The following is a 23,474-nucleotide window of genomic DNA, read 5'->3' on the forward strand; positions in this document are numbered from 1 at the left end:
TGAGGGACGTACGGGGTGGACGAATGCCGATCATGGCGTAGAGCTCCGACAATTCGGCCCCGGTACGGGATCTCCCCAGGAGGAGAGCGGGTGGGGTCAGGAACGTGCCCAGGCCGTGGCCTTTTCGACGGGTGAGACGTCGTACTCGGCCTCGACCGCTGCCGCGATCAGGTGGCAGAACAGGTAGCGCTGCAGCGGCGCGAGCCCGAGTCTGGCCAGGTGGCCGTAGAGCATGTTGATGGCCAGCCGGTGACCGAGGAACCAGTCGGAGCCGAGCACCTCGCTCTTGTACCGTCCGGTGGCCAGCAGGATCTCGTGGAAGTCGATGGGGTGGAGCTGGCGCATCTCGGGTTCGGGCGCGGCGGCGTCGAGGTCGATCTTCTTGTCGCGGATGAGGGGCGCGGCGATGGCCTTCCTGCGCTCGACGTAGTCGAGCCATTCGCGGACGTGCGGCGGGGTGCGGCCCTCGTCCACCTCGGCCACCCGGCGGCGTACCAGGGCGCGGAGCTGCCGTTCGTGCTCGCGGTACTTGGCCTCGAAGCCGGCGCGCACGCCGTCGCGGTCCACGCAGTAGGAGGCGAAGGCGTCGGCGTGGGAGCGGAAGGACATGTACCCGCGCGAGATCGGCGGCACGCTGGTGTGCGCGAAGGCGATCATCAGGTCGAGGCTGAGCTGGAAGAGCGTCAGCTCGCCCCGGCGGATGGCGGCCAGCGTCCCGAACGCCATCCGGGTGCTCTCGGCGTGGTAGGAGTCGAGCAGGTCCCGCAGAGCAGGGCTGCCGAGAACGTGCAGGCGGTCCTCATACGGTTCGGTCTGGAGGGTGTTGTCCGGATACCACGGCCGCAGCGGGCCGTGATCGCTCTCCCGTACGGCGAGCGCCCGGTGGGCCTGCTCCAGCGCGGCCTCGTCCAGAACCGCCCGGGAGGGGTGTTCGCGCAGGTAGCGGCCGAGCCGGTCGGTGGCCAGCGGCAGGATGTCCGCCTGCCAGGCGTCCTCGGGGGCCTGGAGGTTGAGTCGCAGGTGCGGCCCGCGCCGCCAATGACGTACGAAGTACGGTTGCCGCACCCGCTCCCCCAGTTCCTCCAGCAGCGGTCGCACGGCGTCGAGGATCAGCCCGTCCTGGTCGGTCTGGTAGTAGCGGACCTGGATGCTGTGCCAGGGGGTCGTGAGGTCGTTCACCGGTGCTCCAGTTCGCGGTAGGTGGTGCCGACGAGGTGACGCAGGTGCGACTCCTGCGCGGGCGGCAGGCCGAGCCGGTTGCACAGCAGGTGGACGCAGCGCAGGAGGAGGATCAGCAGGTCGCCGCGCGGCCGGGTGGCGCCGGGGGGCACGAAGGTGGAATGTGCGGGTTCGGGGTTGAATCGGCCGGTGGTCTGGAGGTCCAGGACGCGGTGGCGCAGGGTGTCGATCGAGCGCCACCACGCGCCGAGCGGATCGCGGGCGGAGGGGTGTTCCTCGCCGGTGGCGATGCGGTGACTGCGCAGGAGCTGCGCGGCGAGCGCGGCCCGCTGCCCCGCAGAAGGCCCGGCCCGGCCGGAAAATCCGGCCCGGCCGGAAAATCCGGGCTGGTCGGAAAATCCGGGCTGGTCGGAAGGCGTGGGCTGGTCGGGCGCTTCCATAGGGGCGGACGGACGGTTTCGGGCGGTGGGGAGCGTACGGGCGAGGCGGGCGGGGTCCGGCTCCCAGGCCGCCAGGGCGAGCATCAGGGCGGCGACGGCGAACCCGGCCCTGCGTCCGGGCCCGAGCTCGCCCTCCAGCAGCGCGAGCGCGATCCGGCTGGAGTCGCGGAAGTGCCGCTCGGCGGCCTCGACCCCGTCCGGTCCGCCGTACGTGCCGTACTCGGGGCGATAGGCGATGGCCTCCACGCCGTCGCCGACGCGTATCCGCCGGTCGTAGTGGAGGAGGTGCTCGGCTCTGGCGTACCGTTCGGCCGTGGCGGCGTACTGGCCGGGGTCCCAGGAGGCCGGCGAGGGGTGGGCGGCGAGATGCCGTTCCAGCGCCGCCGTGGCGCGCTCGGCCACCTCCTGCGGGCGGGCGGACGGCAGGAGCCGCAGCCGCAGGTGCGGCCCGCCCTCCCAGTAGCGCAGGAAGAAGTAGCCCGTCAGCAGGCCGTCGGCGGCGAGCGAGCGTACGAGTCCGCCGACCGCCTGCGTGATCAGCCGGTCGGTACCGCCCCGGTGGAAGGCGTGCAGCGAGATCCACGGCTCAGCCATCGCCCACCTCCACCACGTACTCGGTGACGTGGCCGTCGCCCAGCTCGGGCAGCACCTCCTGGAACGCCGTGCAGGCGCCGCTGTCGCCGAGCTGCCGGTCGAAGGCGGCGACCAGGGAGGGGTCGGCCAGGTCCAGGAAGGTCGGTTTGGCCAGCCGTGCCGTACGCATGGGGTCCTGTCCCCATGTGCCCGGGTCCAGGGAGAAGACGAAGCAGCGGGGCGGGATGCCGTACGCGGCGAACCAGCGGGCCAGTGTCAGCAGGTGTTCGGCCTCGGGGTCGCCCGGCCGGCGGCGCGGGACGGCGGGCGTGGCCGCGTACCAGGTGGCGCGGGCCACGACGACCTGGCCCAGCCACGTCCTGGGCCTGCTGACGACCCGTTCGGGCGTGAGCGGCGGCGGCTCGGCGAACAGCGCCCAGGCCGGCACCGCGACGCTGGGCTGGTCGCCGAACAGGTGCAGCAGCAGCCGGGCCGTACGCGGCAGGAACGGCGTGGCGATCAGGCCCGTGTGGCGTGGCAGGACGCGGCGGCCGTCGGTGGCGCGTACCAGCTCAAGCTCCCCGGCGGCGGGATCGTGGCGGACGGCCAGCTCGCCCGGCGTGAGGCGCGCGCCGGGCGGCCGGTCGGAGACCGCGCCCGGGTAGCTCAGCTCGTGGGAGATCGTGGCGGAGCGCAGGTTGACGTTGTGACCGAACAATCCCGTCAGCTCGACCGCGAGGCCGTCGCCGTCGGGTTCGGGGGGATTCGGCTCGTACGACAACCCCGCGACCGCCAGAAGCCGGTGCACCCGGCTGCGCGCGGCGCCGTGACCGGCGGCCACGCTGTTGAGCACCAGCCGCACGGGCCCGTCCCCCGGCAGCACCTGCACGTAGCACGCCAGCGAGCGCACCGGCCGGGCGCTGCCCGGCCGCGCGGACAACCAGCGGGCCAGCGCCTCCGGCTCCTCGCGCAGCACGGTCAGGGTACGGTCCCGGAATCGCCGCAGCTCGACCGCCTCGGGCACGGTGCTCAGGTGCTCTGCCGTCACACCGCCGCGATAGAGCAGGGCGTGCAGCGCCTGGCCCTCGGGGGTGGCGAGCTGCGCGGCCAGCGTACGGTGGAACCGGATGAACGGGACCTGCGCCCCGGCGCCGGACGCCCGTACGAAGAGGTCGGCGGCCAGCAGCCGGATCTCGTTGTCGCGCTGGAAGACCCCCAGCAGCTCGCGGAGCAGGTGAAGGTCGTCCAGCGCCGCCCGCCAGGCCCGTTCCCCCAGGCGCACGGCGGGTGCGACGAAGACGGCGTTGTCGCGGAAGAGGTTCTTGTCCGGGAGGCGCGTGCCGGGCGGGGTCAGGCGGCGCAGCGCGGTGCGAGCCTCGTCCTGGAGGGCCAGCTGCCCGGACAGCCCCGCCGCGCCGGGAGCGCGGGCCACCACCCGCGCGAACGCGGTGAGCGCGTCGGCGGCGGGATGCGGCGCCAGCCCGCGGGCCAGGTCGGCGAGGTGGGCGGCGGACTGGTCGGCGACCGGCGCGAACGTCTCCAGCACCTCCAGCTCGATCAGCCGGGCGAGCGTGTCCGGCGGGACGAGCCGCCGCGCCTCACCGAGCGCGGTCCCGTCGGTCAGCGAGTTCAGGAGCCTACGCAGCGGCGGCGTGGCGCGGACGCTCCGGTAGGCGTCCTCGGTGCGGCTGAGGTACCACAGGCGGTCGCCTTCCCCGGTCAGGCTGGCGTTGGGCCTGACCAGGAAGCGGGCCGCGAGGTCGTCGTCGGTCGCGGCCAGGTCGCCGAGCAGCCTGCGCAGCACCCACAGGTCGGGCTCGGCCGCGCTACGCCAGTTCCCCTCGCCGGTCACGGTGACCGGTTCCGGCCCGGGGTCCCAGCGTCCGAGCCCCATCATGGTGAACGTCGAGTACGGGCTCGTCTTGGCCGCCACCCGCGAGAGGTACCGGCTCAGCCGCAGGTCCAGCCGCCGGGACGGCGCGGCGACGGGAGCGTCGAGCCAGCGCCGCAACATCTCGGCCAGCGACGGGCTCGCCTGGACCAGGCCGTGGGTGAAGACGTCGGCCGAGGCCCATTTACGAAGGTTGCGGTGCCTGTCCTGGCGTTCCTCCTTCAGGAGGGCGGGCAGCGCGGCCCGCTGCCGCTCGTTCTCTCGCGACGTCTCCAGCCACCGCCGGACCCGCCGGTCCAGCTCGGCCGGAAGCTCGGCCGGAAGCTCGGCCGAGCCGGCGAACGCCGCAGGACGACGTCCGTTGTACAGCGCCCGGCGGAGTGCGACCAGGCGGGACCTCGCCCGCCCCGAAGGGACGTCCGCGATGCACGGCTCCAGGGCGAGCGCGAGCGCCCGCCCTTCCGCGGTCAGCCCGTCCTGCCCCTTGAGGATCTCCTGGACGGCCTGCCAGGTACGGCCGCACCGCAGGTCGTCCAGGACGGCCGCGGGCAGGGCGGCGACCCTGACCACCACGATGTCCGAACGCCGACGCCGGATCGCCATACGGATTCCGCTGCTCTGCTAGATGAGCCAGCTCTTGCCTGACGTGCATCCCGAGGCGCCGATCTCGGTGTTGCCCAGTCCCATGGCCACGGCCTCGACGAGCACCTCGGAGCCGGGGAGTTCCACGGTGGCGACGTCCAGCGCGTCCAGGTCAAGGGCTTCTTCGTGCAGGTCCATGCTGCCTGCGTTTCCGAACGGGCGCACTTCGCGCCGCGACACTCTGCCAAGAGATCACGCAAAACGGCATGCGTCCATATTTCATGACATATCGGACTGGGCGGAAGGTCGGTTAATTCCCGACAAAGCGGCTCCCCCAGACTGCGGCCGCAGGTGAGAAGATCGATCATGAACAAGCCTCCGAACGAGATGAGCGAGCGCGAGTACTTCGCCACTGTCAGGCGCCTGCGGGGGATGTTCGTTGCCGGCGGTCGGCTGGAGGGCCTGGAGGGGTTCCTTGATGGTTACGACGGGCACGCCAGACGCCACGGTGGGCCCGGCCTGCAGGGGTGGACGGAATGGCTCGTCGCCCGTCACGGCGGGGCGAGCAGCCTTCACTGGCGAGCACAGGTGCGCCACATCGCCCTGACCACCTGGGACCGCCCGGACCTGCCCGCCGAGCAGGAAGAACTCGTCATCGACACCCTGTTCGACCTCCTCGACGAGTACCTCGCCGAACGCGAGACGGCTTCCACCCCCTGACGGCTCACATCGAGTAGGCGCCGGTGGCGAGGGCGATGAGGCCGACCACGCTCATCAGCAGCGTCGTACCGGGATGCATGGCGATCGAGATGCGGATGTCCTGCTTCTTCCAGGCGAGCCAGACACCCGGGAAGAGGAAGACGAGCTTCGACAGGACCGTCCAAGGGGCCCAGAAGTGGTACACCGAGAAGAAGAAGACACTGAAGAACGGGGCCCACTTGCCGAGCTGCGGAAGTCGGGGCAGCAGGAAACCGCGGAAGTAGTACTCCTCGATCAGGGGCAGGGTGAAACCGGTGAACGGCGCGCAGATGAGCAGCGTGGTGAGCACGAGTTGCGGTGAGTAGCCCTGAAGGTAGGTGGTGCCGTCGGGGCCGGCGCCCTGGTAGTCCACCCAGGTGAAGAACCAGTCGTAGACAAGGTTGTCCAGCGAGGTCAGCGCGAGCGAGACCACGGTCATCCACACCAGGCACGCGGCGCCGAGCCAGAAGACCTTGCCCCGCGAGACGGGCTTGTCGCGATATCGGACGACGCCCTTCATCGTGAACCGGCCGGTCTTCTTCTTGCCCAGCCACAGCAGTAACAGCTGGATCGGGAAGAGCACGATCGCGAGGGCGATGGCCCAGGCCATGAAGATCGGGTATTCCATCGCCCGGACCAAGGGCGCGGCGACGAACGTGTACGCGGCGACGATGAGCGCGCCGGGCACCAGGTGCAGCGCGATGGAGAACGGGACGGAGTGACGGTCCGCGAGGAGTTTCCCGGCGAAGCCTCTCGGCCGGGCGCCTTGGGCGTCGGCCGGGGGTTGCATTGCTGTGTCCATGCCGAGAATCGTGGCCCCGAGACCCGACACGGACCTGACATCACCCTGACACGGCTTCCGGTGCCGTGAAAGCCGCAGGTCACGGCGGGCCGGGTCGCGTCCCCCGCCTAAAACCGGACGCTTCACCGACAGGTGCTCTTGCCCGCGATGCCGCCGTCCGCCCGGAGCTTCGCCAGGCGGTCGGTGGCCTCGTGCGGGGTCAGGTCGGCGCCGCGCCGGTAGGCGGTGGCGTAGCCCGTACGGCCGAGCAGGTCCATGAGCACGTCCGCGAGGCGGCGCAGTTCGGTGTCGCCGTGGTCGAAGGCGCCGCGGATGGCCTGGCTCAGGCCGAGCGCGGTGGCGGCGCCCGCCGGATCGTCCTCCAGGAACAGCAGCCTGGCCAGGAGCTGAGCGGCCGCCGGGGCGTCCATGATCGCCTGTGCCGCCGAGACGGCTCGGGGCAGCAGTTCGCGGGCCCGTACGGCGTCGCCGGCGGTGAGAAGATTGGCCATCCGCGCCGGAAACAGCCGATTGTCGACGGCCTGCGGCGACAGGGGCAGCTTGCGCAGGAGCGTCTCCATCCGGTCGAGCTCCTGATCGGCGCGTACGACCTCTCCGGACCGCCGGTGCCACTCGGCCAGGACGCCGAGCACCTCGATCTCCAGCACCGGCTGGCCACGCGGCCCGGCCGCGCGTCCGGCGGTGTCGATGTCGTGCCGGGCGCCGGTCAGGTCGCCGGCGCGCATACGTTCGGTGGCGAGCCCGAGCCGGGTCGAGACCTCGTCCTGCGAGCCGAGGTCGGTGGCGATGGCGAGGCTGTCCTCATAGGCGGCGATCGCCTGGGCGTGGTCACCGGCGATGGCGTGGATGTGGGCCAGGCCGTACAGCGCCTTCGCCGCCCACCACCGATCGCCCACCTCCTCGAACAGGCGCAGTGCCGTGGTCAGCGCGGTCGCGGAACGCGTCCGGTCACCCCGTTCGCGGTGGCGGATGGCCTCGATCATGAAGGTGCAGGCGGTCGCCCAGCGGTCCGAGCCGCCGCGTACCCGGAGGATCTCCTGGTCGAGCAGGTCGTCCAGCCCTGAGACCGCCGCCATCACCACCACGATCGTCAGCAACATCGGATGGCGGCGCAGCGCGCCCGTACGCGCGCAGTCGTCGATGAGCGCGCGCAGCCGCCCGGGGTCGTCGATCGGCCCGCCCGCGACGCCCACCGCGTGGATCGCGGTGAACGCGGCCCGGTCGTCCGCGGGCAGCGCCGCGCCGAACTCGGCGACCTTGGCGACGTACGCCTCGGCGCGGGCGTCGTAGCGGTGCATGACCCAGTACCAGTAGAGCGGCGCGAGAATCCGGGCGGCGGCCGGGGCGTCGCCGTCGTCGATCGCCGTTCGCAGGGCGAACGTCAGGTTGTCGTACTCGGCCTGGAACAGCCGCAACGACCGCGCCTGCCCGCCCGAGCGCAGCAGCGGTTCGTGTTCCTCTGCGAGGCCGGCGAAGTACCGCGTGAGCCCGCGCAGGACCGCGTCACCCTCCCCTGAGAGCCGGAGCTTCCCCGCCGCGTGGGCCCGGATGGTCTCCAACATCCGGTACGTGTCGCCGTCCCGCTCCACGATGGACTTGTCCACCAGGGAGTCCAGGAGGTAGACGACCTCGTCCGGGGGAAGCGTCCCGTCGGGATCCGCGCAGACGGCCTCGATCACGGCGATGCCCGTACGCGCCGGAAATATCGACATCCGGGCGGCCAAAGTGCGCTCGTGTGCGGTGAGGAGGTCCCAGCTCCATTCGATCACCGCGTGGAGGGTCTGCTGGCGGGGCTGGGCGGTCCGGTTGCCGGTGCTGAGCAGCCGGAACCGGTCGTCCAGCCGCCGGGCGATCCGCTCGGCGCTCATGGTCCGCAGTCGTGCCGCGGCCAGTTCGAGGGCCAGCGGCAGCCCGTCCAGCCGGCGCACGATGTCCACGACCGGCGCCACGGTCGTCCCGTCCAGGACGAAGCCGGGTTGTACGGCTGCCGCCCGATCGAGGAACAGCCGTACCGCGGCCGATGCGGAGGCACGTTCGGGACCGGCGTGGGCCGGTGGGAGGTCGAGCGGCCCCAGGCGGCACAACGTCTCCCCCATGACCTCCAGCGGCTCCCGGCTCGTGGCCAGGACGGTCAGGTCCGGCCGGCGCTCCAGCAGCTGCCCGGCGAACTCCGCGACGGCCGCGGAGATCTGTTCGCAGTTGTCCAGAAGCAGCAGGCCCTCGCCACCGGCGAGCAGGTTGACCACCCGCTCCAGCGGCGTGCCGGCCGGCTGGGCTCCCGCGACGTTGAGCACGCCCAGCACCGCCTCCACCAGCCCGTCGGCCGTGCCCACCGCGGCCAGGGACACGAGCCAGACCCGGCCGCGCCGATGGGCCCGGTACCGGCTCGCCGCCTGCACGGCCAGCCGGGTCTTGCCCACTCCGCCGGGCCCCACGACGGTGACCAGCCGGGACGCCTCCAGCGACCCGGCCAGCAACCTCAGCTCCGCCTCGCGGCTGACGAAGCTGGTGAGCTGGGCCGGCAACCGGCCGCGCACCGCCTGCGGCCGGATCCGTCCCGTCTCGGGCACGTCCAGTTCGCCGCGCAGCACGGCGAGGTGCGTCTCGCGCAACTCCTCGGAGGGGTCGACGCCGAGCTCCTCGGCGAGCGTGTCGCGGACCTGGTCGTACACGGCCAGCGCGTCGGACCGGCGGCCGGCCGCGTGCAGGGCCCGCATCCGCAGCCCGGCCAGCCGCTCCCGCAGCGGACGGGACGCGGCCGCCGCCTCCAGATCGGCCAGGATCCGGCCGTGGTGCCCGAGTCGCAACTCCGCCTCGAAGCGGTCTTCGGCGGCTCCGACACGCAGTTCGTCCAGGCGTGTGCCGGCCGTGCCGGCGAAGGGGATGTCGCGTACGTCGGCCAGCGCGTCCCCGCGCCACAACGCCAGCGCATCGTCCAGCAGCGAGGCCGCCTGCCCCGCGTCACCGGCGGCCAGTTCGCGCCCGCCGCGCCCGGCCAGTTCCTCGAACCGGGCCGCGTCGACGTCCTCGGCGCGCAGCCGCAGGCGGTAACCGCCGGCCACCGTCTCCACGGTTCCGGCCTCGGCCAGGGCCTTGCGCAGCCGGTGGACCAGCGCGTGCAACGCGTTGACGGTGCCCCCGGACGAGTCGTCCCCCCACAGGCCGCCGAGCAGCGAATCGACCGACACCACTTCGTTCCCGGCCAGCGCCAGCCTGGCCAGCAGCGCGCGCACCCTGGTGCCGCCCAGGTCGATCGGCGCGCCATCGTCGGCGTACGCCAGAACCGGGCCCAGCACCTCAATCCGCATGCACGCCAGGCTACCGATCAAGCACGCTCTTACAGCCCGCCGATGCTACTTGGAAGCGGGATATAAGCCGCCTGTCAGAGCCGCCGGACATCGTTCAGGACATCGAACGAACCACCCGGAAGGCAGTGCGATGACAACGTACGAGAACGTGCAGCAGGTGCTCGATCAGACCGTGGCCGAGACCGACATTCCCGGCATCGTCGCCGAGGTCAGGGACGGTGACCGTACCTGGTCCGGCACCGCCGGCGTGGCCGACCTGCGGACCGGCTCCCCGCGCCGGCCGGGCGAGTACTTCCATGCCGGCAGCAGCGGCAAGGCCTTCACCGCCGCCGTACTGCTGACCCTGGAGGCCGAGGGCCGCCTCGGCCTGGACGACACGGTCAACGCCCACCTGCCCGGCGTCCTGGACGTCAACGGCTACGACGGCGACAAGATCACCATCAGGCACCTGCTCAACAACACCAGCGGCCTGTTCCCCACCGGCCTGGCCCCGGAGGTCAGCCACCGCTACGCCACCCGCTCCGGGTTCGACCGGCATCGCTTCGACACCTTCAGCACCGAGGAACTGCTGCGGATCGCGGTGTCCCAGCCACCGGTCGGCGCGCCCGGCGAACGCTTCGAGTACGCCAACGGCGGCTTCCACATCGCCGGCGCGATCATCGAGCAGGTCACCGGCAACAGCTACGCCGACGAGGTCGAACGCAGCGTCACCCGGCCACTCGGCCTGGCCGGCACCCGCGTACGCCCCACCGCCGAGACCGGTTACCCCGACCCGCACCCGCGCGGCTACTCCCACCAGTTCCTCAAGGACGGCGCCGACCCCGCCGCGCTCACCCCGGAGAACTGGCAGTCGCTGATGGAGGAGCCCGGCCTGCCGCCCCTGGACGTCACCGAGTTCAACTCCTCGGCGGGCTACGCGGCCGGCAACGTCGTCTCCACCACGTCCGACATGATCCGCTTCTTCGAGGCGATGACCACCGGAAGCCTGCTGCCGCCCGCCCAGCACCGCCAGATGTGGACCACCGTCTCCACCGAGGGCGGCTACTGGATGCCGCACACCCGCTACGGCCTGGGCCTGTTCGAGTTCGACCAGGGGGCGCCCGGCGGCCGGGCGCTGCGCGGCATCGCCGGCAGCCTGTGGGGCTCCTACTTCTTCGCGGTCGGCACCCCCGACGGCCGGCACACCGTCGCCGTCCACACCAACACCGAATGGAAGTCCTGGGACCTCATGTTCAAGGTCATCGAAGCGGAGTTCGGCATCTCCTTCGGCGCGTGACCCCCGTGGCCGACATCCGTATCAGCGCGACCCCGCGCACCGACACCACCGTCCACGTACAGCCGGTCGATCCGGCCGCCTGTGCGCCTCCCTTGGAAAGCAGGGCGATCGACTCATGACCAGGATTCTCCGTACCGCCGCTTGCCTGCTCGCCGCCGCCGCCATGACCGTGAACGCGTCGCCGGCGGTGGCCGACGACCACGCCGACGACCACGCCGGGGTTCAGCGGGTGCTTGACCAGGCCGTCGCCCGCGACGGCCTGCCCGGCATCCTCGCCGACGTCCGTGACAGCCGCGGGACGTGGTTCGGCACGGCGGGCGTGGCCGACACCGCGACAGGACGCGCACGCCGGCAGCAGGACCGGTTCCGCGTCGGCAGCATCACCAAGACGTTCACCTCGGCCGTGGTGCTGAAGCTCGCGGCCGAGGGCCGGTTGAGTCTGGACGACACCGTGGACAAGTGGCTTCCCGGCGTCGTACGCGGCAACGGCCACGACGGCAGCAGGATCACCATCAGGCGGCTGCTCAACGGGACCAGCGGGATCTTCGCCTACACCCTGGACCAGACGATGATCACCAACTACGCCACGCCCGCCTTCATGGATCACCGTTTCGACGTCGTCCGTCCCGAGAAACTGGTGAAGATCGCCATGACCCACCCGCCGTCCTTCGCCCCCGGCACGGCCTGGGGCTACTCCAACACCAACTACGTGCTCGCCGGAATGATCATCGAGAAGGTCACCGGCAGGTCGTACGCGGAGGAGGTCGCACGGCGGATCACCCGCCCGCTCGGCATGACCGCGACCTACGTGCCGGGCGACGAGGCGAAGCTGCGCGGACCGCACGCACGGCACTACACGAAACTCCAGGTGACCGGGCCCGACGCCAAGGTCCACGACACCACCGACATGAACGCCTCCTGGGCCTGGGCGGCGGGCGGCATGGTCTCCACCACCGGTGACCTGCACACCTTCTACCGGGCCCTGCTGAGCGGCCGGTTGTTGCCGCCCGCTCAGCAGAAGGAGATGTTCACCACCGTCTCGACCGAGGGCGTGCCCTGGATCGACAACACCGCCTACGGCCTCGGCGTCTTCTCCCAGAAGCTGTCCTGCGGGGTGACGGCCTGGGGCAACGGCGGCTTCATCCACGGCTCCTGGACGTACGCGATGGGCACCCGGGACGGCAAGCGCATGCTCGTCACCAACGTCAACGGCGACTGGGCCAACCCGATCAGCATCTTCGCCAAGGAACTGGAGGCGGAGCTGTGCCCGCCCGGCTCCCGGTGAACGCGACCTGACGGCCTCGCCCGCCATCCGATGGCCGAGGTAGAAGAACTTCTACCTGTGATCGGTAAGCAGCCCCATCGTCAGCCCGCAAGGCAACTAAGATCATCGAAGCCATGGATGCATCACTGGAAATCGTGAAGGTCAAGCGGCAACTTCGGCGGATGCGGGTATGCCTGATCAGCGCTGCGGTCCTCACGGGGGCCATCCTGGCCGGCAACGGGGAAGCCGTCGCACAGGGCGGTGGCAAGGCCACGTTCGACGAGATCGAGGTCCAGCGGATCAACGTGGTGGAGCCGGACGGCAAACCACGCATGGTCCTGAGCAACAAGGACAGGTCGCCCGGCGCCGTCGTGAACGGCGTCGACCTGGGCAACGCCGGCACGCGGCCGGGCATGACCTTCTACAACGGCGAAGGGGACGAGGCCGGCGGCCTGGGCACCGACAACGGCGTCAACGCCGGCAAACCGTGGGCGGTCGGCCAACTCTCCTTCGACCAGTACAAGCAGGACCAGACCCTCGTTCTCCGGTACATGGAACAAGAAGGCGTACGAGGCGTCGGCCTGGCCGTCGACGACCGGCCCGAGACGCCCCTGCCGGAGTCCTTCGAGGAGTACAGGAAGATCGAGCAGATGCCCCCTGGCCCGGAGCGGGATCAGGCGATGGCGGCGTACCGGAAGAAGTACCCGAGCCCGCAGCGGGTCTTCATCGGCAAGAACCCGGACAAGTCATCGGCCGTGACGCTCGCCGACGGCAAGGGGGCACCGCGCATCGTGATGCGCGTTGATCAGGACGGGAATCCCCGGATCCAGTTCCTGAACGCCGCGGGCAAGGTCACCCGGACGATCAAGGGCTGATGAAGAACGGCACCACGCTGTGGCAGGCGATCACGGGGAACCCGCTCCGGTTCCTCGGGTCGTCGTGGCCATGGCGGGCGCTCGCCTACCTGGTGACCAGCCTGCCCGCCGGCGGCGCGGCGGTCGCGGTGACCGTGTTCGGGCAGCGGACCGCACTGGTGGTGGCGATGATCACGTTGCTGGTGGTCGTCGCCGTGCTGAGCGGTCCGATCGCCTCCTTGGAACGGTGGCGGTTGAGGCTGATCGATCCGGTGGCGCTCCCCGCGCCGAAGCCGAGAACGACGATCTCCTTCGCGAACCCGGCCGCCCGGCGTGAGATCGGCTACGCGCTGCTGTGGGCGACGATCCTGCCCGTGGTCAACGGCCTGGTCATCGCGCTGGCGGCGTTGACGGTCAGCTCCTACGCCTCGCCCCTCCCGTCCGGTGTGTTTCCGGCCATCGTGGTGGTGCCGGCCGGGGCGGCCGGTTGCGCGTACCTGTTCGCGGTGGTGGCTGCGGCGCAAGGGGCACTGGCACGAAGTCTGCTCGCCGCGCCCCTCGCCGAGCGGGTGATCGAACTGACCCGGTCACGGGCCCGGCTGGTGGACGCCTTCGAGGCCGAACGGCGGCGTATCGAACGGGATCTGCACGACGGCACCCAGCACCAGCTCACCGCCGTGCTCATGCAACTCGGCCTGGCCCAGCTGGACGTACGGGAAGACCCGGAACGTACGGCGAAGGCCATCGGCCTCGCCTACGGCCACACGCAGGCCGCGCTGGACGAACTGCGCCGCGTCATCAGGGGCATCCACCCCGCCGTGCTCACCGACCGGGGGCTCGGGCTCGCCGTCACCGACCTGGCCCGCCACTGCCCCATCCCGGTGACTCTGGATCTCGATCTTCCCCGCCGGCCGCCTGCCGGGGTGGAGGCGGCGGCCTACTTCTGCATCTCGGAAAGCCTGACCAACGGGATCAAACACAGCAAGGCACAGAACATCATGATCACAGCGAGACTGTCGGACCGGCTTCTCGTCCTGGAGGTGCGCGACGACGGCATCGGCGGAGCCGACGCCACGAAGGGAAGTGGGATCAACGGACTGGCCGACCGGATCGGCGTGCTGGAGGGAACCCTCACGCTGAGCAGCCCGCTGGGAGGACCCACGGCGATCCGGGTGGAGCTGCCATGCGGTTGATGATCGCGGAGGATTCGGTGCTCCTGAGGGAGGGGCTGACCGGCATCTTCACCCGGTTCGGCGGCGAGGTGCTCGCCGCCGTCGGCAGCTCCGACGAACTGCTGCACGCCGTCGCCCGCGACCTGCCCGACGTCGTCGTGGTGGACGTACGCATGCCGCCGGGCTTCCACGACGAGGGGCTGCGGGCCGCCATCCGGCTGCGGGGCGAACATCCCCGGCTCGGCATCCTCGTCCTGTCGCAGGTCGTCGAGCCGGCCGCGGCCGGGGAACTGCTGGAGGCCGGCACACGCGGCATCGGCTACCTGCTGAAGGACCGGATCGGCGCGATCAGCCAGTTCGTGGCGGCGGTACGCGAGGTCGCCGCCGGAGGCACGGTCATCGACCCCGACGTCGTCCACCACCTGATGGTCCACCACCGCGCGCACGACCCCCTGGACGCGCTCTCGCCCCGCGAACGCGAGGTCCTCGCACTGGTCGCCGAAGGCCGGTCGAACAGCGCGATCGCCCAACGCCTGTACGTGTCGGAGGCCGCCGTGGCCAAGCACGTCACCAGCGTCTACACCAAGCTGAATCTCGGCCCGGACGCCGACGACCATCGCAGGGTGCTCGCCGCACTGACGTTCCTCCGCTCACGCTGACCCCGGATCCGGGCATGACCGACACCGTCCGGCCTCGCGCGAGCACCGCATCCGCCGCCGACGCGGAGAGAGCCCGGGCCCTTCGTGGTTCAAGAAGGGCCCGGGGGCGGTGCTGGGTGCCCGTTCAGGCGGACGGGGTCGGCCTTACGTAGCTGACCTCGACGTTCAGGTAGGTCCCGACGCCGTAGTCATGGCCGCGGATGGCCAGGAGGTTGCAGCTTTCCATGCCTCTGACGGGAAGGACCACGTTGATCGCGCCCGCGACGCAGCCGCCGCTCTTTACGGCCTGAACGAGGCGGCCGTTGAAGTAGACCCTCGCGTCGTTGTCGATCGTTCCCTGAATGCGGATTTGTCGTGCGCCGCGCGGGATGTGCACCCAGTGGCGTACCAGGATGTCGGTGTTCACCGCCCAGGGCGTCTTGACGTTGGCGGCCTTGTTCCAGGAGCAGATGCCGTTGGTGGTGCCGAAGCCCTCCTGCCCGCTCGACCAGCCGCTGTCGTCGAAGTTCCGTGCGTAGAAGAGCGGGGCGTCGGACGCCGGCGGCACCTGGAGGTATTTCCAGTCGGTGCTGTTGTAGCCGAGTACGGTGACGACGCTCTGACGTGCCCCGGTCGGGGATGCTGAGGCCGATGCCGGAGCGTACAGGGCCGCGGTGGCCAGCAGCGAGCCCGCCGCCAGGCCGATGAGAAGGAAACGCAACAGTTTCTTGAACATGGCGATCTTCCTCCGTCGGTTGTGCGAAATGTCGATCCCGTCGACGCCGAAACGGACATGTCCATTCATGTCGCGATTCAGTCGCCAAACATCCCGGCCGGAATGCGGTAAATACCAATCAGGATGTTATCGCGCGCAATGAGATTAGGCGATGGCAAAGAATGACCAGAGGGAGGGCTAAGCGCTTTTATAACAAGGGGGAATTTTCCGGAAATTCCGATTATGGGTGCTCTCTCATTCGGAGCCGAGGAACGTCGGTCCAGCTGCAGCTTGAAGAGATCCACCTGGTAAATGTCGCGTGGATAGTCCGGCTCCTCGTCGTTCTCCAGTCGCCTGTGCTGGATCCGTACAGCCCAGGTGGCGTCTCGCCGGCCCACATGTGATGCCACATCGGTTGTGCCGGGGAAGGTTCGCCAGTCCACAGTTCGAGCCGGATGCAGGCGGCGATGTTCACGTGCTTGTCGAAGACCACCGCGTTGCGTCCTGCTCGCGCCCAGCCGTCGAGCCCGGACGGCGACCACTCCTCACCCCAAGGAGCAAGGCAGCGGTGACACTGTCAGATGTCTCGACCGACGTGGGCCGGGCCGGCGTCCGGGGCGCCGTACGGGTTCGGGTGGTCGTGTTGTCGTGGATCTTGGCCCTTCATTTGTGAGCAATGCTCATGTATGGTCGCCGACACTATGAGGAACCGCTGGTTGTCGCCGATCGCCGTCGTGGTGCTGGCCGCCGTCATCGTGCTGGGGGCGGTGTTCGACCCGTCGGGGCTGGCGGCGCCGTACACATGGACCGGTGCCGATCTGCTGCCCGTCGCCGGGCTCTGGCAGGTGGCCGCGCCGGCCGTGTACGTGCCGCTGCTCCTGACGGGCGTCGGAGTGCTGACGTGGGCGGTCGCGCGCGGACGTGCCCCGCTGCGTACGGCGCTGCTGGTGTGGGGCGCGGTCGTGTGGTCGGCGATGGCGGCGAAGCTGGTGATGTCGCTGGCGATGACCTTCGGTGACGTGGTCTACCTCGCGTGGTCGACCGGCTTCACCGGCGTCAAGGCGGCGATCTTCGGCCTGCCGGTGCCGGCCGCCACGTGGCTCGCCCAAGTCCTGCGCCGCCGCTTCGCCCCGCCTCCTCCGGCCACGGCCGACCCGTCCTCCCCAGGGCCGGATGCCGGACCCGCCACCGACTCGGGGCCGGGGTGGGCGGCGGCGGGAGCGGCCGTGGTCCTGGCCGCGTCGGTCGGCGGGGTGTGGTGGGGCGGCTCACCCATCGGGTACGCCATCGGCGACTCCCCGCTGGCCCCGGCGCCCGAGGCGGGACCGCTGGGCTGCCTGGCCGCGGTCACCCTGCTGGGCGTACTGACGTGGGCACTGAACCGCCGGCTCGGTGGCGCCACCTCGCCGCGGGCCGTCGTGGCCGGGCTCTCCGCGCTGGGAGCGGCCGCGACGCTTGGCTTGGTGGAGGTGGCCATCGGGATCCCGGGCGACCTGGCGGGCGGCGACCTGTTCTGGGTCCCGGCGATCATGCTTCGCCTCGCCCCCGCGCTCTCCTTCGGCGCCCTCCTCGCCCTGGCGACCGCAGTGATCGTCGCCCTCCTGCCCGCCACCCAGCCGGTACGGGGAGCCGCCCTCACCCTGCCGCGTACCCGGATGGCGGCCGTCCTGGCCGTGGCGGTGCTCGTCCTGCCGCTCCTGCAACCCGGCACCACGACCGCGCAGCCACCGCGTACCAAGGGGCTGACGCTGTCGGCCGACCGCAGGATCGTCGACGCCGACGGCAACGAGGTGCTGCTGCGCGGCGTGAACGTCAACCAGCTCGAAGACTACTTCCAGAAGCGTCCGGACAAGGCGGTGACGAGACCGCTCACCGAGGCCGACTTCGCCGGCATGGAACGGATGGGTTTCAACGTCGTCCGCCTCGCCCTGTCCTGGTCGGCGCTGGAACCCCGGCCCGGCCAGTACGACCCGGCCTACCTCGCCAGGATCTCCTGGGCCGTCGAGACCGCGGCCCGGCACGGCATGCGTACGGTCATCGACATGCACCAGGACGCCTGGGGGAAGGGCGTCGACGCCGCCCCCGGAACCACCTGCCGGAACGGTTCCCCGATGCACGGCTGGGACGGCGCCCCCACCTGGGCCGACCGCTTCGACGGCGCCCCCAAGTGCGAGTTCACCGGACGTGACATCTCCCCGGCCGTCGCCCGCGCCTTCACCAACCTCTACCAGGACAGGGACGGCATCCAGACCCGCCTGGTCGCCGCCTGGGGCATGCTGGCCGAGCGGTTCGCGAACGAGCCGATGGTCGCCGGGTACGACCTGCTGAACGAGCCGGGCTTCGGCGAGGCCCCGCCGGTCACCTCCGGCGTCCTGCTCGGCCGCTACTACGACCGGGCGATCAAGGCCATCAGGGCGGGCGAGAGGCGCGGCTTCCCGCACCTGGTCTTCTTCGAGCCGTCCGTGCTCTGGTCGGGTCTCGGCTTCGAGGTCCCGGTGCCCAAGGACTTCACCGACGACCGGCTGCTCGTCTTCGCTCCCCACCTCTACAACGAGTCGATCACCATCGACCAGGGCACCGGCGTCACCGTCACGAGCATCGAGCGCGGCTTCGAGCTGGCGAGCCGGGCGGCGGAGTACTACGGCGCCGGGCTCTGGTCGGGAGAGTGGGGGTGGTTCGGCGACCCCGCCTCGGCCCCGATCACGAGATACACCGACCAGGAGGATCGGCACCGCGTCGGTGGCGCGTTCTGGGTCTGGAAGCAGTCGTGCGGCGACGCCCACGCCGGTGCCGAGGATGAGACCGGCGGCAACCTCATGATCGAGGACTGTGCCACCGGGAAGGACCTGCCCCCGCCCGCCGCGTACGTCGCCGAGCTCTCGCGCCCCTACCCCCGTTCCGCCCCCGGCCGGCTGACCGGCCTGACGTCGGACCGGGCGAGCCTCACGGCCCGGGGCGAAGGCAGCGGGTGCGGCCTCGACGTCTGGTTCCCCGGCGACGCGCAACCAGTCGTCCGTGGCACCGGACTCAGGGACGTCGCCGCCCGGCGGGCGCCGGGCGGCTGGCGCGTCACCGCCTGCGCCTCGGGCCCCTACAGCCTGACCACCCACGCATGATCGAGAACGCCCCACGCTCGATCAGATACGTGGGACGCGCAGCCCCGCCGTGAGGATGGTGAACTCGCTGACACGAAGAAGGCGGGCGATCAGTACGTAAAGACTGGCGCCGACGGCGGTCGCGGCGCAGACGACGGCGAACGAACCGCCCAGCCCCACGCCCACAGCCAGGCCGAGCCCCGCGGCGAGGACCGTGGCCACCGACATGCGCCCGTACGAGCTGAGCAGGCGGTGGCCGTCGATGCGGCCGATCCGGCGGCGTAGCAACTGTGCGACGATCACGAAGCCCAGGGCGTACGCGAGGGCCGTGCATGCGGCGAGGGCGACGACCATGTCCCTGCCCGGGACCAGGCGCGCCGCGACCAGGCTGAGGACGAGGAGAGCGGCGGAGACCACCACGCTGATCAGCGCGGGCGTGCGCGTGTCGCCGAGGGCGTAGTAGGCGCGCAGCATGATCTGGTAGCCGGCGAACGGCACCAGCGCCGGTCCGTACGCGGCCAGCACGACGCCGGTGAGGTGGGCCGCGGCGGGAGAGGCGTTCCCGTGCGCGAACAGCAGCACGGCCAGATGCGGCCCCAGCAGCACGAGCGCGGCGGCCACGGGAACCAGGACCACGCCGGCCAGCCGCAGGCCGTGGGACAGGTCGGCGGTCACCTGGGACAGGTCCCGCCGGCTTGCCGCCCGGCTCATGCGGGGCAGCATGCCGGTGATCACGGTCACCGCGATGACCGCGTACGGGAGCTGGAACAAGGTGTACGCGTTGGAGAAGACACCCACCGCCCCCGGCCCGGCCTGCGACACGAGACGGTTGACGACGATCAGCACGACCTGTGCGGCGGTCACCGACACGAGCGTCCATCCGGCCATCGCCATGATCCGGCGTACCGCGATGCCTCGCGGGTCGGCGCGCAGCCGCAGCGGGAGGCCCGCCCGGCGGGTGACGACCGCCAGGACGACCATCTGGGCGCCGACCCCGGCGCTGGTGCCGATCGACAGCAGCAGCATCTGGCCCTGGGGGAGGGTTTCCAGGTGGCCGGTCCCGCCGACCAGCAGGAACATCGCGGCGGTGGCGGTGACCACCACGTTGTTGGCCACCGGGGCCCACATGGGGGTGGCGAACCGGCCACGGACGTTCAGGATCGCGGCGAGGGTCGCGCTGAGGCCGTAGAAGAGGATCTGGGGCAGGAAGATCCGGGTGAAGTCGACGACCAGCGCCCGCTGGGCGGAGCCGAACCCGGGGACGGTCAGGTCCACGATGAGCGGGGCGGCGCTGATCGTCACGATGACGACCGCCGACAGCCCGTAGAACACCAGGGACAGCAACCGCTGGGTGAACAGGTCCTCGTCGACGCCGTCGTCAGCGGTGACCCGGACCAGCAGTGGGACCAGCACACTCGCCGCCGCGCCGCCCATCACCAGCTCGTAGATGCTGTTGGGGAGGACGTTGGCGGCGGTGTACGCGTCGAGCAGTCGCGTTCCCAGGCCGAGAGCGGCGACCAGCGCCAGCGTACGGACGAACCCGGTGATCCGTGACACAAGTGTGGCGATCACCATCGTCCGGCCGGTCCGTGCGGAGCTCGGCTGGTCCGTCATGCCTCTCCTTCTTCGCTGATCAACAGGGTAGCCGTGAAGCGGGAGGTCGCGGTCATATCGCCCCGGGAGCGCCGGGCATGGCGATGCCGAAGATGTCATGCGCCCTGTACGTGGTGAGTTTCCTGGCCTCGCCGGTCCTGATGTTCAGCGCGTAGGCCGTGAAGGTCTCGTACGGCGGCGCGACCGCGTCGTCCGGCGCCGCCGAGGACGGTCTGCAGCGGACGGACGTCGTCAGGGCCGTGACCTCGTCGGCGCTGCGCCACGTGCGCAGGTAGATCTGGCTGACGCCGGGCGACAGGCCACGGATGGGGAGGGTCTTCCGCTTCTTGCCGGTCAGCGGGTCCAGCAGGACGAAGGCCCCCGTCTTGCAGGGTTTCTCCATGGTGCTGAGATCCTCGACAGCCGCCACGGTCCTGCCGTCGGGGGCCAGGGGGCTGAAGACATAGTGCTGCGGCAGGATGACCGCCGTGGAGTCGCCCTGCGAGGTGGACGGCCACAGGTCGGAGATCGTTCGCAGCTGGGAGTTGGGCGAGTACTCCGCGAGGGTGATGGTGGCTCCGTCAGGTGACAGGCCGATGGGGACGTAGCGGGCCGGAAGTTCGCGGACGACCCTGTCCTTCATGTCGAAGAGCAGCGCGGGCTGTTTGAACTCGGGGACCTTGCTGAAGGCCAGGTACCGCCCGTCGTCCGACAACATCAGCCGCGTGATGCTGTACAACCAGGTCTTCGGGGGCAGCTCCATCGACGCCGTGGTCTTCGTGCCCGAATCCAGGTCGCGGACCTGGAAGGTGCCTTCCTTCGCGGCGTAGTACGCGATCCTGCGGCCGTCCCGGCTGATCGCCAGCGGGCTGTCCTGCATGGTGCGGCTCGGCAGCGCCTCCGGCACGCGGTAGGTCTTGCCGCCGCGGGTGACCACGCGCCACTCCCCCTCCTGGCAGCGTGACGAACCCTTCCCACCGCCCGGCCCGCAGTAGGTCTTGTACGCGTGGCTCAGCGGCCCGACCCCGCGCGCGGGCAGGTCGTCCTTGCCCGAGGTGGCCGGAGCGGGCGCCTGGGGCATCAGCCGTACGGCGAGCGTTCCGCCGAGCGCGGTGACCACGACCATGGCGGCCGCGAGGAGCGAGACCGCGGTACGCCGCCGGTGCTCGCGCGTGGCGATCGTACGTTCGGCCAGATCCACCTGTGGTGACTCGGCGGCCAGATCGACGAGGACGTCGCGCAACCAGGTCATCGGTACGTCTCCTCGGTCTCCGAGACCGCGAGCCTCGGCGCGAGGCCGGGAGCCAGCTCGCGCAGCCGGGCCAGAGCGTAATGGGTCTGGCTCTTCACTGTTCCGATCGAGCAGTTCATCAGTTCGGCGGTCTCCCGTTCTGTCCGGTCCTCGTAGTAACGCAGCACGATCACCGCCCGCTGCCGAGGCGGCAGCCCCATGAGGGCGCGGCGCATGACGAGCCGTACGAGGGTGGAGTCCTCGCTCGAGTACGGCCGGTCGGGCGGTTCGGCTGTCGGGAACTCCGCCCTGACCCGGCGCCGGCGCCACGAGATTTGCTGGTTCACCAGCGCCCTGCGCGCGTACGCGTCGGGGCGTTCGACGTCCGATAACCGGGACCAGCGCCGCAGCACCTTCAGCAGGACGCTCTGCAGCAGGTCCTCGGCCTGGTGGGCGTCTCCCGTGAGCAGGTACGCGGTGCGCATCAGCGATTGCTGGTGCGCGGCGACGAACTCACGGAAGCTGTCATTGCGATCCAAGACAACTCCTCTCGCCCGGTACCGACTCCGTGGAGGCGCGGAAGGTTCGATCAGCTCAGGAAAGTCGCCGCAGAGTCGAACCGCGGCTGGTTCGCTTTTCGGCTGTGCCGTTATCGAGTTTTCGCCCATTAAGCCACTTAACGGCCATGGGGGGACAAGGTAATTTGCTCCAATGCCTCAATCACGTGGTAGGCGCAGGCCGGTCGTCGCACGATGGCTGGCCGTCCTCCTCATCGCCGCCGTCATCCCGGCGGGACCGGGCTCATCAACCGCGTACGCGAACTCACAACCCCCCGAGAACGCCGTCATCGTCTGGGACCGCAACGCCCAAACCGCCATCTGGGACGTCGCCGGCCAGCAACCGCAGGTCCAGGCCCGCAGCTTCGCCATGGTGCACGGAGCCGTCTACGACGCGGTGAACGCGATCGCCGGCACCCCCTATCAGCCGTACCTGGTCGCGCCCCGGGCCCGCGGCGGGGAATCGACGGAGGCCGCCGTCGCCACCGCGGCCTTCCGCGTGCTGAATGAACTCTTTCCGGCCCAGCAGACCCGATTGACGACCCAGTACGACGAATACCTGGCCACCATCGCCGACGGCGCCGCGAAACGACGCGGCATCGCCGTGGGCGAGCAGGCGGCGGCCGCGATGATCGCCGCCAGGAAGAACGACGGGGCGTTCGGCGACCAGACCTGGCCCGTCGGCACCCAGCCCGGCCAGTGGCGGCCGACGCCGCCCACGTCCGCCTCGGACGGGGCCTGGGTCGGCGACCTCAAGCCGTTCCTCATCCCGAGCGCGTCCATGTTCCGCACCTCGGGCCCGCCCGCGCTCACCAGCTCCCGCTACACCAAGGACTTCGACGAGCTCAAGCGGATCGGCGCGGCGAACAGCACGGTCAGGACGCAGGACCAGACGCAGGCCGCGATCTGGTGGCACGACCGGCACCTGGCCGAATGGGAGATCAAACGCCAGCTCGCCACGACGCGGCGGCTGAACCCCCTCCAGGCGGCCCGGATGTTCGCCATGGTCGACCTGGCCGAGGCCGACGCCACGACCGCCTGCTACAACGAGAAGGCGGCGTGGACCTTCTGGCGGCCGATCACCGCGATCCGCCTGGCCGACACCGACGGCAACCCCGCCACCGTGGCCGACCCGGACTGGACGCCGCTGCTCGTCACCCCGCCGCACCCCGACTACACCTCCGGGCACACGTGCTTCACGGCGGCCAGCATGTCGGCGCTGACCCACTTCTTCGGCAGGGACGACATCCCCTTCAGCGGCTACAGCGCCGATTCGGGCACCACCAGGACCTTCCGCGGCTTCTCCCAGGCCCTGGCAGAGGTCATCGAGGCCCGCGTGTGGGGCGGCATCCACACCCGCACGGCGGACGTGCAAGGCGCCAAGATCGGCGCCCAGGTCACCGCGTACATGGTCAGGCACTACTTCCGGCCGAGGCGGTAGAGCCGGACCTTCAGGCGACTGACGCGTCCCGCTTCCGGCTGATTCCTCATCAGCCTCACGAGTGACGAGACCGAGCGAAGCACCGGCCACGATGGAGCGGATCTCGCGTACCTCTCTTCACGAGG

18 protein-coding genes are annotated in these 23,474 nt (G+C 70.7%); 8 read left to right on the forward strand and 10 right to left on the reverse strand.

Annotated features, from left to right (window positions below; all coding sequences use genetic code 11):
- Positions 1-96: 96 nt before the first annotated feature.
- From IEZ27_RS41060 to IEZ27_RS41075, 4 genes are read right to left on the reverse strand one after another with little or no spacing between them, the layout of a single operon-like run.
- Positions 97-1,179 carry a thiopeptide maturation pyridine synthase gene (locus IEZ27_RS41060; protein ID WP_189652192.1) on the reverse strand — a complete coding sequence of 361 codons (1,083 nt, stop codon included), beginning with the start codon at positions 1,177-1,179 and terminating at the stop codon, positions 97-99.
- The gene (locus IEZ27_RS41065; RefSeq protein WP_189652193.1) at positions 1,176-2,213 is read right to left on the reverse strand and encodes a lantibiotic dehydratase C-terminal domain-containing protein; all 1,038 of its coding nucleotides are present in this window, start codon (positions 2,211-2,213) and stop codon (positions 1,176-1,178) included. The genes IEZ27_RS41060 and IEZ27_RS41065 overlap by 4 nt, the downstream gene beginning before the upstream one ends.
- A complete protein-coding gene (locus IEZ27_RS41070) occupies positions 2,206-4,686 on the reverse strand; it encodes a lantibiotic dehydratase (RefSeq protein WP_189652194.1) in 2,481 nt (826 codons plus the stop codon). The genes IEZ27_RS41065 and IEZ27_RS41070 overlap by 8 nt, the downstream gene beginning before the upstream one ends.
- Before the next feature lie 18 nt (positions 4,687-4,704).
- A complete protein-coding gene (locus tag IEZ27_RS41075) occupies positions 4,705-4,863 on the reverse strand; it encodes a hypothetical protein (RefSeq protein WP_185845188.1) in 159 nt (52 codons plus the stop codon).
- 168 nt (positions 4,864-5,031) lie between these two features.
- Between IEZ27_RS41075 and IEZ27_RS41080 the strand changes: the two genes are divergently transcribed.
- Complete coding sequence (locus IEZ27_RS41080; protein ID WP_189652195.1) at positions 5,032-5,385, forward strand: hypothetical protein; 354 nt, start codon at positions 5,032-5,034, stop codon at positions 5,383-5,385.
- 4 nt (positions 5,386-5,389) lie between these two features.
- Here the strand turns inward: IEZ27_RS41080 and IEZ27_RS41085 are convergent, their stop codons facing one another.
- A complete protein-coding gene (locus tag IEZ27_RS41085; RefSeq protein WP_229824797.1) occupies positions 5,390-6,205 on the reverse strand; it encodes a CPBP family glutamic-type intramembrane protease in 816 nt (271 codons plus the stop codon).
- Positions 6,206-6,327: 122 nt separating this feature from the next.
- Complete coding sequence (locus tag IEZ27_RS41090) at positions 6,328-9,513, reverse strand: BTAD domain-containing putative transcriptional regulator (RefSeq protein WP_189652196.1); 3,186 nt, start codon at positions 9,511-9,513, stop codon at positions 6,328-6,330.
- 130 nt (positions 9,514-9,643) lie between these two features.
- Between IEZ27_RS41090 and IEZ27_RS41095 the strand changes: the two genes are divergently transcribed.
- From IEZ27_RS41095 to IEZ27_RS41115, 5 genes are all read left to right on the forward strand, one after another.
- Complete coding sequence (locus tag IEZ27_RS41095; protein WP_189652197.1) at positions 9,644-10,789, forward strand: serine hydrolase domain-containing protein; 1,146 nt, start codon at positions 9,644-9,646, stop codon at positions 10,787-10,789.
- Positions 10,790-10,904: 115 nt separating this feature from the next.
- The gene (locus IEZ27_RS41100; protein ID WP_189652198.1) at positions 10,905-12,074 is read left to right on the forward strand and encodes a serine hydrolase domain-containing protein; all 1,170 of its coding nucleotides are present in this window, start codon (positions 10,905-10,907) and stop codon (positions 12,072-12,074) included.
- Between the two features lie 113 nt (positions 12,075-12,187).
- The gene (locus tag IEZ27_RS41105; protein WP_189652199.1) at positions 12,188-12,928 is read left to right on the forward strand and encodes a hypothetical protein; all 741 of its coding nucleotides are present in this window, start codon (positions 12,188-12,190) and stop codon (positions 12,926-12,928) included.
- A complete protein-coding gene (locus IEZ27_RS41110; RefSeq protein WP_189652200.1) occupies positions 12,928-14,100 on the forward strand; it encodes a sensor histidine kinase in 1,173 nt (390 codons plus the stop codon). Before IEZ27_RS41105 ends, IEZ27_RS41110 begins: the two co-directional genes overlap by 1 nt.
- A complete protein-coding gene (locus IEZ27_RS41115) occupies positions 14,100-14,738 on the forward strand; it encodes a response regulator transcription factor (RefSeq protein ID WP_189652201.1) in 639 nt (212 codons plus the stop codon). Before IEZ27_RS41110 ends, IEZ27_RS41115 begins: the two co-directional genes overlap by 1 nt.
- A 124-nt stretch (positions 14,739-14,862) precedes the next feature.
- Here the strand turns inward: IEZ27_RS41115 and IEZ27_RS41120 are convergent, their stop codons facing one another.
- Entirely contained in the window at positions 14,863-15,453 is a 591-nt protein-coding gene (locus tag IEZ27_RS41120) for a hypothetical protein (RefSeq protein ID WP_189652202.1), read from the reverse strand.
- 680 nt (positions 15,454-16,133) lie between these two features.
- On the opposite strand from IEZ27_RS41120, the gene IEZ27_RS41125 reads away from it, so the two are divergent.
- The gene (locus IEZ27_RS41125) at positions 16,134-18,548 is read left to right on the forward strand and encodes a glycoside hydrolase family 5 protein (protein WP_189652203.1); all 2,415 of its coding nucleotides are present in this window, start codon (positions 16,134-16,136) and stop codon (positions 18,546-18,548) included.
- A 21-nt stretch (positions 18,549-18,569) separates the two neighbouring features.
- On the opposite strand, the gene murJ is transcribed toward IEZ27_RS41125, so the two are convergent.
- The 3 genes from murJ to IEZ27_RS41140 are packed head-to-tail and all read right to left on the reverse strand — an operon-like array spanning position 18,570 to position 21,890.
- Positions 18,570-20,141 carry a murein biosynthesis integral membrane protein MurJ gene (gene murJ / locus IEZ27_RS41130; protein ID WP_189652204.1) on the reverse strand — a complete coding sequence of 524 codons (1,572 nt, stop codon included), beginning with the start codon at positions 20,139-20,141 and terminating at the stop codon, positions 18,570-18,572.
- A 52-nt stretch (positions 20,142-20,193) separates the two neighbouring features.
- A complete protein-coding gene (locus IEZ27_RS41135) occupies positions 20,194-21,372 on the reverse strand; it encodes a TolB-like translocation protein (protein WP_189652205.1) in 1,179 nt (392 codons plus the stop codon).
- Positions 21,369-21,890, reverse strand: coding sequence for a SigE family RNA polymerase sigma factor (locus IEZ27_RS41140; RefSeq protein ID WP_189652206.1), 522 nt, complete (start codon positions 21,888-21,890; stop codon positions 21,369-21,371). Before IEZ27_RS41140 ends, IEZ27_RS41135 begins: the two co-directional genes overlap by 4 nt.
- 172 nt (positions 21,891-22,062) lie before the next feature.
- Here IEZ27_RS41140 and IEZ27_RS41145 point away from each other — a divergent pair, with 172 nt between their 5' ends.
- On the forward strand, positions 22,063-23,349 hold the full coding sequence (locus tag IEZ27_RS41145; RefSeq protein WP_189652207.1) for a vanadium-dependent haloperoxidase: 1,287 nt from the start codon (positions 22,063-22,065) through the stop codon (positions 23,347-23,349).
- Positions 23,350-23,474 lie beyond the last annotated feature (125 nt).

The organism is Nonomuraea spiralis, assembly GCF_014648435.1.
GTDB lineage: Bacteria > Actinomycetota > Actinomycetes > Streptosporangiales > Streptosporangiaceae > Nonomuraea > Nonomuraea spiralis.

What these genes read in the sequence shown, in the direction of transcription:
- murJ (WP_189652204.1), bottom strand. Translation starts at nt 20,141, where the DNA reads ATGACGGACCAGCCGAGCTCCGCACGGACCGGCCGGACGATGGTGATC.
- IEZ27_RS41135 (WP_189652205.1), bottom strand. Translation starts at nt 21,372, where the DNA reads ATGACCTGGTTGCGCGACGTCCTCGTCGATCTGGCCGCCGAGTCACCA.
- IEZ27_RS41090 (WP_189652196.1), bottom strand. Translation starts at nt 9,513, where the DNA reads ATGCGGATTGAGGTGCTGGGCCCGGTTCTGGCGTACGCCGACGATGGC.
- IEZ27_RS41100 (WP_189652198.1), top strand. Translation starts at nt 10,905, where the DNA reads ATGACCAGGATTCTCCGTACCGCCGCTTGCCTGCTCGCCGCCGCCGCC.
- IEZ27_RS41125 (WP_189652203.1), top strand. Translation starts at nt 16,134, where the DNA reads ATGAGGAACCGCTGGTTGTCGCCGATCGCCGTCGTGGTGCTGGCCGCC.
- IEZ27_RS41115 (WP_189652201.1), top strand. Translation starts at nt 14,100, where the DNA reads ATGATCGCGGAGGATTCGGTGCTCCTGAGGGAGGGGCTGACCGGCATC.
- IEZ27_RS41120 (WP_189652202.1), bottom strand. Translation starts at nt 15,453, where the DNA reads ATGTTCAAGAAACTGTTGCGTTTCCTTCTCATCGGCCTGGCGGCGGGC.
- IEZ27_RS41080 (WP_189652195.1), top strand. Translation starts at nt 5,032, where the DNA reads ATGAACAAGCCTCCGAACGAGATGAGCGAGCGCGAGTACTTCGCCACT.
- IEZ27_RS41065 (WP_189652193.1), bottom strand. Translation starts at nt 2,213, where the DNA reads ATGGCTGAGCCGTGGATCTCGCTGCACGCCTTCCACCGGGGCGGTACC.
- IEZ27_RS41105 (WP_189652199.1), top strand. Translation starts at nt 12,188, where the DNA reads ATGGATGCATCACTGGAAATCGTGAAGGTCAAGCGGCAACTTCGGCGG.
- IEZ27_RS41085 (WP_229824797.1), bottom strand. Translation starts at nt 6,205, where the DNA reads ATGGACACAGCAATGCAACCCCCGGCCGACGCCCAAGGCGCCCGGCCG.
- IEZ27_RS41070 (WP_189652194.1), bottom strand. Translation starts at nt 4,686, where the DNA reads ATGGCGATCCGGCGTCGGCGTTCGGACATCGTGGTGGTCAGGGTCGCC.
- IEZ27_RS41110 (WP_189652200.1), top strand. Translation starts at nt 12,928, where the DNA reads ATGAAGAACGGCACCACGCTGTGGCAGGCGATCACGGGGAACCCGCTC.
- IEZ27_RS41095 (WP_189652197.1), top strand. Translation starts at nt 9,644, where the DNA reads ATGACAACGTACGAGAACGTGCAGCAGGTGCTCGATCAGACCGTGGCC.
- IEZ27_RS41145 (WP_189652207.1), top strand. Translation starts at nt 22,063, where the DNA reads ATGCCTCAATCACGTGGTAGGCGCAGGCCGGTCGTCGCACGATGGCTG.
- IEZ27_RS41075 (WP_185845188.1), bottom strand. Translation starts at nt 4,863, where the DNA reads ATGGACCTGCACGAAGAAGCCCTTGACCTGGACGCGCTGGACGTCGCC.